The 12492-nt window shown below is 35.9% G+C and carries 17 protein-coding genes; 11 read left to right on the top strand and 6 right to left on the bottom strand.

The window, feature by feature from the left end; translation table 11 throughout:
- The first annotated feature begins 1 nt into the window (after nucleotide 1).
- From CVT15_RS04240 to CVT15_RS04210, 7 genes are all read left to right on the top strand, one after another.
- The gene (locus tag CVT15_RS04240) at nucleotides 2-1006 is read left to right on the top strand and encodes a hypothetical protein (protein ID WP_107898078.1); all 1005 of its coding nucleotides are present in this window, start codon (nucleotides 2-4) and stop codon (nucleotides 1004-1006) included.
- Complete coding sequence (locus CVT15_RS04235; RefSeq protein WP_107898079.1) at nucleotides 1003-1524, top strand: hypothetical protein; 522 nt, start codon at nucleotides 1003-1005, stop codon at nucleotides 1522-1524. The genes CVT15_RS04240 and CVT15_RS04235 overlap by 4 nt, the downstream gene beginning before the upstream one ends.
- The gene (locus CVT15_RS04230) at nucleotides 1517-2053 is read left to right on the top strand and encodes a hypothetical protein (protein ID WP_084041406.1); all 537 of its coding nucleotides are present in this window, start codon (nucleotides 1517-1519) and stop codon (nucleotides 2051-2053) included. Before CVT15_RS04235 ends, CVT15_RS04230 begins: the two co-directional genes overlap by 8 nt.
- 179 nt (nucleotides 2054-2232) lie before the next feature.
- Nucleotides 2233-2448 (top strand): hypothetical protein, encoded by a 216-nt coding sequence (locus CVT15_RS04225; RefSeq protein WP_180998549.1) that lies wholly within the window; start codon nucleotides 2233-2235, stop codon nucleotides 2446-2448.
- 120 nt (nucleotides 2449-2568) lie between these two features.
- Nucleotides 2569-2772 (top strand): 2-hydroxyacyl-CoA dehydratase, encoded by a 204-nt coding sequence (locus CVT15_RS04220; RefSeq protein WP_141083685.1) that lies wholly within the window; start codon nucleotides 2569-2571, stop codon nucleotides 2770-2772.
- Between the two features lie 22 nt (nucleotides 2773-2794).
- A complete protein-coding gene (locus CVT15_RS04215) occupies nucleotides 2795-2917 on the top strand; it encodes a 2-hydroxyacyl-CoA dehydratase family protein (protein ID WP_141083682.1) in 123 nt (40 codons plus the stop codon).
- A 73-nt stretch (nucleotides 2918-2990) separates the two neighbouring features.
- On the top strand, nucleotides 2991-3137 hold the full coding sequence (locus tag CVT15_RS04210) for a hypothetical protein (RefSeq protein WP_180998550.1): 147 nt from the start codon (nucleotides 2991-2993) through the stop codon (nucleotides 3135-3137).
- Between the two features lie 382 nt (nucleotides 3138-3519).
- On the opposite strand, the gene CVT15_RS04205 is transcribed toward CVT15_RS04210, so the two are convergent.
- From CVT15_RS04205 to CVT15_RS04190, 4 genes are read right to left on the bottom strand one after another with little or no spacing between them, the layout of a single operon-like run.
- On the bottom strand, nucleotides 3520-4143 hold the full coding sequence (locus CVT15_RS04205; RefSeq protein WP_103577261.1) for a tetratricopeptide repeat protein: 624 nt from the start codon (nucleotides 4141-4143) through the stop codon (nucleotides 3520-3522).
- Nucleotides 4144-4797, bottom strand: a complete 654-nt coding sequence (locus CVT15_RS04200) for a tetratricopeptide repeat protein (RefSeq protein ID WP_103577262.1) — start codon at nucleotides 4795-4797, stop codon at nucleotides 4144-4146.
- Nucleotides 4798-4807: 10 nt separating this feature from the next.
- On the bottom strand, nucleotides 4808-6148 hold the full coding sequence (locus CVT15_RS04195) for a dihydrolipoyl dehydrogenase family protein (RefSeq protein WP_103577263.1): 1341 nt from the start codon (nucleotides 6146-6148) through the stop codon (nucleotides 4808-4810).
- A 2-nt stretch (nucleotides 6149-6150) separates the two neighbouring features.
- On the bottom strand, nucleotides 6151-6471 hold the full coding sequence (locus CVT15_RS04190; RefSeq protein WP_021090811.1) for a hypothetical protein: 321 nt from the start codon (nucleotides 6469-6471) through the stop codon (nucleotides 6151-6153).
- A gap of 77 nt (nucleotides 6472-6548) precedes the next feature.
- Between CVT15_RS04190 and CVT15_RS04185 the strand changes: the two genes are divergently transcribed.
- On the top strand, nucleotides 6549-7100 hold the full coding sequence (locus CVT15_RS04185) for a tetratricopeptide repeat protein (RefSeq protein WP_103577264.1): 552 nt from the start codon (nucleotides 6549-6551) through the stop codon (nucleotides 7098-7100).
- A 24-nt stretch (nucleotides 7101-7124) separates the two neighbouring features.
- Here CVT15_RS04185 and prfB read toward each other — a convergent pair whose 3' ends face one another.
- Nucleotides 7125-8225 (bottom strand): peptide chain release factor 2, encoded by a 1101-nt coding sequence (prfB, locus tag CVT15_RS04180; RefSeq protein WP_103577265.1) that lies wholly within the window; start codon nucleotides 8223-8225, stop codon nucleotides 7125-7127.
- 120 nt (nucleotides 8226-8345) lie between these two features.
- On the opposite strand from prfB, the gene panC reads away from it, so the two are divergent.
- From panC to tilS, 3 genes are read left to right on the top strand one after another with little or no spacing between them, the layout of a single operon-like run.
- Nucleotides 8346-9167, top strand: a complete 822-nt coding sequence (gene panC, locus CVT15_RS04175) for a pantoate--beta-alanine ligase (RefSeq protein WP_103577266.1) — start codon at nucleotides 8346-8348, stop codon at nucleotides 9165-9167.
- Between the two features lie 2 nt (nucleotides 9168-9169).
- Complete coding sequence (rimO, locus tag CVT15_RS04170) at nucleotides 9170-10480, top strand: 30S ribosomal protein S12 methylthiotransferase RimO (RefSeq protein WP_103577267.1); 1311 nt, start codon at nucleotides 9170-9172, stop codon at nucleotides 10478-10480.
- Nucleotides 10477-11457: a tRNA lysidine(34) synthetase TilS gene (tilS, locus tag CVT15_RS04165; RefSeq protein ID WP_103577268.1), complete on the top strand. Its 981-nt coding sequence runs from the start codon at nucleotides 10477-10479 to the stop codon at nucleotides 11455-11457. Before rimO ends, tilS begins: the two co-directional genes overlap by 4 nt.
- Before the next feature lie 57 nt (nucleotides 11458-11514).
- Here tilS and CVT15_RS04160 read toward each other — a convergent pair whose 3' ends face one another.
- Entirely contained in the window at nucleotides 11515-12441 is a 927-nt protein-coding gene (locus tag CVT15_RS04160; protein WP_087576962.1) for a ribose-phosphate pyrophosphokinase, read from the bottom strand.
- Nucleotides 12442-12492: the final 51 nt, after the last annotated feature.

Genomic DNA, 12492 nt, shown 5'->3' with positions numbered 1-12492 from the left:
TATGTCTTTTAGCGTTAAAAAGCTTTTTTCTAACCTTTTTTTAAGCGTCGTGTTGGAGGGCAATGAGTGCATATTCTTCGGTCAAGTCTTTAGAAATGGCAAACTTTTAAAAACCATAAATGCCAAATTTACAGATATAAATATCGATAATATCGATGAAAAAATCATAAAATATATAGAAGAGCAAGAAAAAACATATTTTGGCGTATATGTCTCAGTTTTTTTTAACGACGACTCGCAAGGCGCGCTTCCTAGTGTTAGCTTTGACGAATACAAAAAATTTAATATAAATACTAAAAATCTTACAAGCCTTATCATGCAAGATAGCTGGAGTATTTATGCAAATTTAAATGCTATAAAAAAATATAAAAATTTATTTGGACAAGATAGTGTAGATCTCATCTACTCACCTATTGCCCTACTCTTTCACGAGCTTTTAAAACGCGGAATTTCTCCAAAAACTACACTTTATCTTTATATCCATGCACATTCGTTTACGCTTGCGATCTTTAAAGATAAACAAATGAAGTTATCCACTTTTTTAAATATGTCTGGCATTGAGGAAACCAACCAGGAAGCTGAAAGCCTAAAAGAAGAAGATATAACAGATATTGACAACTTAATCATTAAAGAAGAAAATGACGCAACATCGCTTGATGATTTTAAAAGTTTAGATGATTTTTTAAGTGATGATAAGCCAAAAGAATTTGAAGATCTAAATTATGAACTAAATATGCCAGCTTCTACAAATGTGGAAAAATCGGTTGCTATTTTTGGGTATGACATGAAGATGTTTGATTACATCGTAAAAGCTGTAAAAGAATTTTACGAAAATCCTCTATATGGCGGTGATTTTATTGAGCAAATCATTGTTTTTGAAAATACAAAAACAAGTGCAACCTTTTTACAATATCTGCAATCCGAGCTTTTAGTGGAGACTTCGGTGTATCCAGTGAATACAAATCATATTATGAATGAAATCATGCAAGAAGAGATAATATTATGAGATTTAGCTTTATTGTTCCAGAACCAAGACCACTTATATCTATCTTTAGCAAAATTTGGCTAAGCCTTATAAGCTTTGTTTTTGTAGCTCTTTTGGCAACAAATTTTTTTATACTCTATAAAAATTATTCAATCGAAAAAAATATAAATTTTTTATCAAATGAGCAAAAAGAACTTAGTCAAAAAATAGTCACAACAGATGAAATTTTGGCTAAACTAGCCGTACAAATAGAATCTGCAAATGATATTTTCACTTCAAATTCTATTCTCAAGCAAAGCTTGCACAATCTTTTTGATCTAGTGCCTGACAGCATAACACTTGAAGAGGTTTTTATGGATAAAAACTCACTTATCATTCGTGGTATAACGCCGACAAAAGATGTATTTAATCAGCTTCTAGCTTCACCTTTAAGATCTATTTTTACGACTTCAAATACTAGCTTTTATCAAAGTAAAAACGGCTGGTACGGCTTTATAAGCACAAACAAAATTGATAATTCTGAGGGATATAATGAGTAAAAAAGATACGAGCTTAGAAAAAATAGATCCCGTCAAGCTTTTACTTTTTATATTTGCTTTTATTATAGTTTGCTTCATTATGATATTTGGTTTTATCGTGCCAAATATAAAAGAATTTAAAAGCCTAACTAGACAAAATTATTCACAGACCTCATCTTACACAAAAGTAAAAAATGAATTTGAAGCCAAATTTAAAGCTCTTGAAGCAACTAAACAAAAAGATGGAGCTATCATTTCAGCTTTTGAGGCTAAATTTGATAAAGATAAATTTATAGATTTTGCCTCTAAATTTTTCAGTGAAGTGAGCCTTAGTAAAATAGAAGAAAGTGATAATAACGCTAGTGAGAAATTTTTTAGATTTCGCCTAAATGTAACTAGCTCTCTAAGGACACCACAAAAATTTTATGACTTTTTAGATGCGCTTAGCAGCTATGATAGTATCGTAAAGACAGAATTTCCTATCGTCATGAAAGGCGAAAAGGATAAAATCCATACTACTTTTAATATAAAAGTTTTTGGGTTGAAGTAAAATTTTAGATTTCATTTAATAAAAAGCTACAAATAGATAACATTTCTCTCAAGTTCTTAGTTATAGAAATCATATTTTTATGGACATAAATTTATGTATTTCATCAGTATTGATATAAGCTCAACATCTACAAAAGTAACAATACTAGATAATCAAGATAATTTTTGTGATCTATTTTTTTGTTATCAAGTAGTTTTAGTGCCATAAAAATAGTACGCGATATAAAAGAATTTTTAGAACAAAAAAGCTATCAATATGCCTCGATCGTAGCTACTGAATATGGAAGAGCAAGTGTAGAATACGCAAATATTGGTGCAAGCGAAATACTTTGTCAGGGGTTTGAAGCTCACCATTTATTTAAGCCAGACTGCATAGTTATAGATGTCGGCAGATAAGATACAAAAGCCATTAAAATAGAAAAACGTAATTGGCACATTTTGTATATACTCTCCAAAGGAGTTGATTTATGTTACTGGTACTGTGCTAATTAGCCTTTAACCTATGGTGAAAGTCCTATAAATACTACTCACGCTGAGTTTCCACGAAATCTTTGCTCGCTTATAAAAGCAAGCTACGGATATACTGTAACCAAAAAATATCCATATATGAATGCTAGTGATATTATCATAGGTGAGATAACCTGTGATGGCAAGAACAAGATATATAAGCTTTTTAGAAGTGCATGCCCTAGAACTTCCAAATATGACAAAGAAGCGTAGTTTGGAGTTTTGAATAGATGAGATGAGTAATTTTAAAGACTATCTTGAGAAATGTCTTGGTGTAAAAAATACAGACGAAAAGCTAAAAGAGACAATAGAAATTTTTAATAAAGAAAGAGATGCACCAAGTGCTATTTGCAAGTGATTTTATATATGATAAAAAAGAAAAGATAAAAATGTTTCACTCATACATATAAGCTTTAAAACAAAAAAGATATGTGTCTAAAGCAAACCATAAAAAGCACATTATCATTAAAGAATGCCCAGGACATATAAAAAAATCGATAAAACAAATAGAAGAACTTGGCAAGGATGTAGTAGTTTTTGAAAACTGTACAGGAACTAAAAATTTAAAAATAATATGAGTACACAAGGTAACCTTGTAGAAAATATCGCCAAACGTTACTTAAAGACGCCCCTCTTCTGTAATGTACAAAAACGACGCAATATCTGATGCTATTAAAAATTTGTAGATGAATATAAAGCAGATGGTGCAACAGATATCGTTTTAAGTGGCTGTCACACTTATGCAATAGAAACAAACAAGATAAAAGAAGCAGCAAAGAAGCTGGTGTAAGCTATATGAGTCTTGAAACTGACTACTCCAAACAAAATGTATGTTGGCCAGATCCGCACAAGTTTGAAGGTATTTTTAGAATTTCTCGATTAAAACATAAAATTTTAAAAGACTCAAGAAGAGCCTTTGTTGATTTATTACGAATTTTTAGAATAGTATTTTAACTAGTATTACTTTTTATCCACACATTTGCCAAGCTGGCAAGCTCTTTTGTAAAGAGCATTTGCCTTTGCTTCATCGCCGCTTAGCTTTGCAAGCAAAAAGCACGACTGAGCATACTCAAGCTCACAGCTCTTTGCCAAAAGCTTTAAAACTCTAGCCTCAGCCTTAGTTCTATCTATCTTATGAGTCTTTAAATTTTCGCTTTCGATGTAGGATTTTAGCCCCATTGCCTCGTTATAGCAGCCAACGCCATCGCCACTATCACAAGCTAGTTTATAAAGTTTTAGAGCCTTTTCTAGATCTTTTTGCTCATCAACAAGCCCTTGCTCATAAATTTGACCCAAATTAGAACAAGCCGTCGCAAGACCAGCATTGCAAGCCTTTTCGTAGTAGCCTTTTGCTTTTACAAAGTCCTTTTCGTTGCTAAAATTTACGGCTAAATTGTTGCAGTCGATGCTATTTCCGCTCTCGCAGTTTTGCACCATCTTCTCTTTTTCAAGCTCAAGACGCTCTGCCCTCGCCTCTTCATCACTTTGCCAAAAGCCAAAGCTTACCATCTTTTGCCACGACCAGCAACCACTAAGCATAAAGCACATAGCCAAAATAAGACCAAAATTTAAGACCTTTTTCACTTACATTCCTAGCTTTGTGCCTAGTCTTTTCATCTGCGGGCATGCCTTGCTTAGCCCACGAAAGCAAGCGACTTTATAAATTCCATAAGCCCTTTTTTCGTCTTTATTGACACCAAGACCAAGCTCATACATCGCTCCGATATTAGCACAACTTGGCAAATCGCCAGCATTGCATGCATTTGTATAAGCTTGCATTGCTAAGTAATAATCTTGCTTAACGATCTCACCTTTTCTATAAGCATTGCCTAAATGATAGCAAGCTTGCATGCCTCCGCCATTGCAACTTTCTTTATAAATCGAAATTGCCTTTTTTGGATTTTTTTTGACTCCGAGTCCAAGCTCATAAAGAGTGCCCAAATTTGCACAACCGACTTGCACCTTAGCATCGCAAGCCTTTTTATAATTTGTTAAAGCATTTTCATATTCTTTTAAAAGCTCGTAATTTACACCCAAATCGTTGCAAGCTTCCGTATCGCCTTCTTCGCATTTTGGTATTAAAATTTCGATCGCATTTCTTGAAATTTGCTCTTTATTTTGCACTATTTTTTCATCCTTTGGTTGCTGCCACGAATCATCTTGTTTTTGTCCTACACCAATCACGTTTAAGCAGCCAGTGAAAAATAAAGCCGATAAAAGCAATAAATATTTTTTCATTCTTTTCCTTTTAAAATTGTCCAAATAAGTCATTTAGTGCTTCACTGATACTTGGATGAGTGAAAATTTGATTTTTAAAGAAATTTGCATTTGCTTTTAAATTCATAGCAATTGCAATTTCATTTATCAGCTCATTTGCATAGATGCAGTGAAAGCTAGCTCCTAAAATTTCTCCACTTTGTGCATCAACGATAGCTTTTAGCATGCCTACATCGTGATTTAGTACTTTTGCGCCTGGTACTGTTGCCATGCTAAGCTTTAGCTCTTTAAAATTTAGCCCAAATTTACTTGCTTCTTTGGCGTTTATTCCAACTCTTGCTAGTGGAGTGTCGGTGAACAGCACATTTGCATGAATGCTTCTATTTTTAGTATTTCTCTTTTTATCACCAAAAATTTGTGAATAAACTATCCTAAAATCATCCAAGCTCGTGTAGGTAAAAAGCTCTCCGCCGCGCACGTCGCCTACCGCATAGATGTTTGGCATATTTGTTTGAAGATTTTCATTTGTCTTTATAAAGCCTTTTTCATTTAGCTCAACTCCAGCAGCTTTTAAATTTAAATCATCTACATTTGCTACTCTGCCAAGTGCGATCAAAAATGCATCAGCCCTAAGGCATCTTTGCTCGCCATTTTGCTTGAAATTTAATACATTTTCTTTAATGCACTCTATCTCGCAACCCTCTAAAATTTCAACGCCTTGGACTCTAAGAGCTTCTTTTACGCTATTAGCTATATCATCATCTTCGTTTTTAAGTAGTTTTGAACGCCCTATAATAGTCACTTTTGAGCCAAAATTTGCAAACATTGATGCAAACTCTATACCGATAAAACCACTACCGATAATGACAAAATGCTTTGGTAAATTTTTTATATCAAGCAAAGTTTGGCTTGAAAATACATTTGAGCTTACAACCTCAAAAGGAGTATCTGCCTCTTTTGAGCCGCTATTTATGATAATAAAATCGCCCTCTATTATCTTTTTCTCGCCGCTTGGCGTTGTTACAAGTACGCTATTTTCACTAGCAAATGAGCCAACACCATCGATCACATCGATATTTTCTTTATCATTTAGCATCGCATAGTTTTTAGCATTCAAAGCTGAGATTAGTTTATTCTTATTTTCCACACTAAGCGTGTAATATTCGCTTTCAACGCTATTATTTACAAATTTTGCCTCTTTAGCGGCTGTTATTAGACGTTTGGTTGGTATGCAGCCAACATTTATGCAAGTGCCTCCATACATCTTTGGCGATCTCTCTACAAGAGCCACTTTTTTGCCAAGTGCGGCAGCTTTAACCGCTAGCGTTTTGCCAGCTTTTCCAAAACCAATAATTACAATATCATATTTCATTTTCAGTCCCTTATCTTTCCCATTACATAGTAAGTTGTTTCATTTATCTTTTTTAGCTCCATTTTATATTTATTAGCCCAGTTTTTTATGATCTCATCAACTCGCTCTTTTATTTCATTAACGGTAGCTACATTTTTTATCTTTAGTCTATCTTCACTTCCACTCATAGCCACAAAACAAAGATGCGGCTTTAAATGATCGTTTAGTTCAATTATGCTCTTTGGCAAAAGACCATCAGTATTGTTTAAAATTCTACACATTTGAGCAGTGGTCGTTTCATTGACGTTATAGCCAAGCTGGATTAAAAGTGCATTATGATCCATATCGTTCCTTTTGCTTAAAATTTGCGGGCATTATAAGATAAAATTGGATAAAATCGCCTAAATTTTCAAGGACAAATATGAAAAAATTTATCATTTTTGTGTTTAGTGTTTTGCTATTTTGGGGATGTTCGTTAGAGCAAATTTCACAAAATTTTGGCCTTAGCGAGCCACCACTTGATCCTGAAGTCGAGCAGATCGCAGACGCCATCTATCTATATAACGAGGGCAACTATCCAAAAGCTTGCAAGAGATTTTACGACTATGCAAAAGATGGCAATGTCCTAGCCATGCAACAAACTGGCGTTTGTTTTCGTGACGGCAAAGGCTTTAGCAAAGATATCTTAAGAGCACTCTTTTGGTTTGAAACAGCTGGCAGATACGGCAACATAGACGGCCTAAGAAGTGCCGGATATATCTACGAGTACGGCCTTGGTGTAAACAAAAATTTAGAAAAAGCGATATATTTTTATGAAAAAGCCGTAAGTCTTGGCTCAAACGAAGCTAGCTACGATCTTGGGCTCATCTACCTAGACAAAAATGACTATAAAAAAGCGAGAATTTATCTTGACGAGGCTTGTTACCATAGCAAAGAAGAAGCCTGCACGAAGCTAAAAGAGATGAAATTTTAGCTCTCATCTCTTTTTATAAATTTATTACGCCTCAGCCTTTTGAGCAATCAAAACGCCTTCTATCATCTTTTTGATATCTCCGTCAAGTATCGCATCAGTTTGTGAGTAGGCCTCGCCGCTGCGGTTGTCTTTTACCTGCTGATATGGGAAAAGTACATACGATCTTATCTGGTGCCCCCAGCCGATTTCGCTTTTTTCTACGCTATTGCTAGCTTCTTGTTGTTTCATCAGCTCAAGCTCATAAAGGCGAGACTTTAGCATCTTCATTGCTGTGGCTCTGTTTTTATGCTGACTGCGGTCGTTTTGACACTGCACGACGATACCTGTTGGTATGTGCGTGATACGAATGGCTGATTCTGTTTTATTTACATGCTGACCACCAGCACCACTTGCTCTATAAGTATCTATCTTTAGATCTTTTTCTTCGATCTCGATCTCTATATCATCATCTACTTCAGGGCTTACCATGACACTAGAAAAGCTTGTGTGGCGGCGTCCTGCGCTATCAAATGGGCTTGTGCGAACGAGCCTGTGGATGCCATTTTCTGCTTTGAAATATCCATAAGCGTTTTCGCCTTTTACGATAAAGCTCACGTCTTTTAGCCCTGCCTCATCGCCCTCTTGAAAGTCAAGAGTCTCGACCTTAAAACCTTCTCTCTCACAAAATCTAAGATACATCCTATAAAGCATGCTCGCCCAGTCGTTGCTCTCAGTGCCACCAGCTCCAGGATGGATCGATACGATCGCATTTTTGCCGTCATCTTCACCGCTTAAAAGCATAGAAATTTCAAGATTTACTATCTTTTCATCTAAATTTTTAGCGTCATCAAATAAAGAATTTATAGTATCCTCATCATTTTCAGAATTTGCTAGCTCAAAAAGCTCCTTTGCATCACTTACTGCCTGATTAGCGTCGTTAAATTTTGCAAGCATATTTGAAATTTTAGTTTTTTCTTTATTTAGCGCCCCAGCTTTAGCGATATCTTGCCAAAAGTCAGGGTCTTGCTCAGTGGCCTCGATCTCTTTTAGCCTAGCCTTGATCTCTTCAGGCTTTACGATAGAGCCTATGTTTTCAACTTTTGTTTGTAGCTTCTTTAAAAGCTCGTTGTATTCGTAACTATCCAAGTTTTTCTCCAAAAATTTTTGCCGATTTTAACCAAAAGTTGCTTACATTTTTAAATTTACGCCCTTTTAATCCTTTTTTGTTACAATGCCAAGTTAAAATTTCAAACAAAAAGAGTCAAAATGCAAATCATAAGAACTATAAAAGAACTTCAAAATTTCGTCTCAAACGCAAGTGCAAAGATAGGTTTCGTACCAACCATGGGTGCACTTCATGACGGACACGTTAGCCTTATCAAAAAATGTGTCAGCCAAAACGAAACAAGTATCGTTTCAACTTTTGTAAATCCAACACAATTTTTACCAGGTGAAGATCTAGATAAATACCCAAGAAACGAGCAAAATGACATTAAAATTTGCGAGCAAAATGGCGTTAGTGCTATTTTTATTCCGGATGCTAATGAACTTTACTTTGAAGATGAACCACTAATTATCGCTCCAAAGAAATTTTCAACCATTTTAGAGGGCAAAACTAGACCAGGACACTTTGATGGCGTCTTAAGGGTGCTAAACAAGCTATTTCGACTAACTCGTGCAAATAGCGTCTATATGGGCAAAAAAGATACGCAACAACTAATCATCGTGCAAAATATGATAAAGACATTTTTCCTAAACATCGAGCTAGTTGGCTGCGATATCGTTAGAGAGCCAGACGGTTTAGCGCTTTCAAGCAGAAACGTCTATATCTGCGACGAAGATAAGTGCAACGCGCTAAGGCTTTCAAGATCGCTAAATAAAGCACAAAATTTGATCCAAAATGGCGAGGAAGATGCAAGTGAGATCAAAACAAAGATACTTGAAGTGCTAGAGCCACTAAAGGTTGATTATGTTGCTATTACAGATAAAAATTTAAATGAAATTTCTAAAGTAGAAAAAAATAACACCATCATTTTAGTAGCAGCTTACGTTGGTAAAACTAGGCTAATAGACAACATCTGGATCTAAAAATGCCAAAACTTCACTTAATTTCACTTGGCTGTAACAAAAATTTAGTTGATTCGGAAATAATGCTTGGCAGATTGCAAAACTACGATATCACTGACGATATCAGCGATGCCGATGTTATCATCGTAAATACCTGTGGCTTTATCAAATCCGCCAAAGAAGAGAGCATACAAACCATACTTGAGATGCACGAAGCTCGTAAAAATGGCTCATTACTCGTGGTGACTGGCTGTCTTATGCAACGCTATAAAGACGAGCTTATGAAGGAGCTGCCTGAGGTTGATCTATTTACCGGCGTGGCTGACTATGACAAGATTGATGAGATCATTCTAAAAAAGCAAAATTTATTTAGCCCAGAGACATATCTGCAAGCAAACGAAGAGCGTGTGATAACTGGCTCAAACTACCATGCCTACATCAAAATTTCAGAGGGCTGCAACCAAAAATGCAGTTTTTGCGCGATACCGACATTTAAAGGCAAGCTAAAATCACGCTCGCTCGAAAACATCGTAAATGAGGTTAAAAATTTAGTCAAAAAAGGCTACTACGACTTTAGCTTTTTATCTCAAGACTCAAGCTCATATATGCGCGATCACGGCATTAGCGATGGGCTAATAAATTTAATAGACGAGATAGAAAAGATAAAGGGCGTAAGAAGTGCTAGGATACTCTACCTCTACCCAAGCACAACCAGTAAAGAGCTAATTGAACGTATCATCGCCTCATCTGTCTTTCACAACTACTTTGACATGCCGATCCAACACATCAGCGAAGACATGCTAAAGATAATGAAGCGTGGAAGTGGCGCTAAAAAGATCAAAGAGCTTTTAAATTTAATGAGAAATGCCAAGAATTCATTCTTACGAACCGGTGTCATCGTGGGCCATCCAGGAGAGAGCGAGGAGGATTTTGAGGAACTTTGCGAATTTTTAGAAAAGTTTAAATTTGATAGAATTTCAGCCTTTGCCTACTCAAAAGAGGAGGACACTGCATCTTTTGACATGGAGCAGGTTCCAGCCAAGGTCATCTCAAAAAGACTAACCAAAATAGAAAAGATAACCAAAAAATCAATCAATGAAAGCCTACAAAAAGAGATCGGCAAAGAAATTTTTGCCTCCCTTGAGGGCATCAGTAGTGAGGGCGAAATGTTTTACGCAGCCAAAAAAGATATCTGGGACAAAGATATAGACGGCGAGATCTTGATCAATGAAAGCGATGTCAAAGAGCTTGAGATCGGCTCGCTTTATCTCTGCGAAGTAAGCGACACGGTCGATCAAAAGCTAATCGCACGAATCATCAAAAAAGTAAAATGATAAGCAAAAATGTGCGAGAAAGACTGGGCCTTGGTACAAACCTACTTGCCTTCTCGCACGGTATAGACAGCACTGCTCTTTTTTACATTTTAGACGAAGCTGGGATCAAATTTGATCTAGCGATGGTTGATTATAATGTGCGAGAACAAAGCAAAAACGAGATAAAAAGCGCAAAAGAGCTCGCAGATAAATTTGGTAAAAAAATTTATACCAAAAGCGTTTTTTTAGATAAGTCAAATTTTGAAAAAAACGCGCGCGAGGTAAGATATGAGTTTTTTGGAGAGATTTGCCAAAAATTTGGCTACGAAAATTTAATCCTAGCTCATCAGTTTGACGATAAATTTGAGTGGTTTTTGATGCAGCTTAGTAAGGGTGCTGGACTAAAAGAGCTCTTTGGCATGAGTGAGCTTGAAAAAAGAAAGCACTTCTGGCTAGTTAGGCCGCTTTTAAATTTACGCAAAAAAGAGCTTCAAAGCTATCTTGACGAGAGAAATTTACACTATTTTATCGATGAGACAAATTTAAAAGGTGAGTTTAAAAGAAGCTTCATGAGGCTAAATTTTAGTGAGCCATTTTTAGATAATTATTTTAATGGCGTAAAAAAAAGCTTTGAGTTTTTAGAAGCCGATAGACAAATTTTAATGCCAAATATCACAAAAATAAGTGATGAAATTTTTATCATAAAAAATGATAGTAATGCGATACGAGGCGTCGACATGGTCGCAAAAGAGCTAAACGTGCTTCTAAGCAAAGCTCAAAAAGATGAGCTAAGCACAAATTTAGCAAAGCAAACAAGCGTGGTGCTAAGCGGCAAGATCGCTGTCGGATACGCAGACACTTACCTTTTAGTAACTCCATTTTGCAAAGCCATAATGCCAAAAATTTTTAAAGAGAAGGCTAGAATTTTAAAAATTCCAGCTATAAATAGAGGCTATCTTTTTGCTACAAATTTTGATTTATCAAAAATTAAATTCTAATAAATATTGAAAGATTTGGCTTTTGCCTGAAACACTCAAAGCAAAAGCCAAGATTAATTAAAATAAGCTATTTACGCTTTCATTGTGATATACACGGCGTATCACTTCGCCAAACAATGAAGCCGCACTTAGCACTTTTATACAAGGAAGTTCCTCTGCTAAAGGTATCGTATCAGTAACAACTAACTCATCCAAAAAGCCTAGTTTTAACCTATCGTAAGCTGGTCCACTAAGGACTGGGTGCGTACAAAAAGCCATAACACTAGTTGCACCACGCTCTTTAAAAATTTCAGCTGCTTTTACAATAGTACCAGCTGTATCGATCATATCATCAACCAAAATCACATCTTTACCATTTACGTCGCCGATTATATTCATCACTTCGCTCTCGTTTGCTTTTTCGCGGCGCTTATCTACGATAACCATGTCAAGATTTAGATTTTTAGCCAAGGCTCTAGCACGAGCCACGCCGCCTACATCAGGACTTGCAACGATTGGATTTGGTAAATTTTTAGCTCTTACGTAGTCATTAAAAATGATACTTCCATAAAGGTTATCAACTGGAATATCAAAAAATCCTTGAATTTGTCCTGCATGAAGATCCATAGTGACGACTCTATCAATACCTGCTGTTTGCATCATGTTTGCCACTAGTTTTGCAGTGATCGGCACTCTAGGAGCTGCTTTTCTATCTTGTCTAGCGTAGCCAAAATACGGCACAATCGCTGTTATAGAGCTTGCACTACTGCGTTTTAAAGCGTCAGTTAAAATAAGTAGCTCCATTAAATTTGTATTTGTCGGTGCACATGTTGGCTGAATGACAAAAACATCTTTTCCGCGCACGCTCTCGCCGATTTGCACGCTAATCTCTCCATCGCTAAATCTTTTTATACTTGCCTCGCTAAGAGGAAGTGAAAGATATTGCGAAATTTTCTTTGAAAGCTCAATATTAGCCGTTCCTGAGAAAATTTTATAGCCTCTCATAATGATAACCTTTTTAGTGATTTTTATGTTGGGATTTTATCAAAACGAGCT

This window comes from Campylobacter concisus, from assembly GCF_003048595.2.
In the GTDB taxonomy this organism is placed as follows: Bacteria; Campylobacterota; Campylobacteria; order Campylobacterales; family Campylobacteraceae; genus Campylobacter_A; species Campylobacter_A concisus_L.
This window is presented reverse-complemented; position numbering and strand designations above follow the sequence as displayed.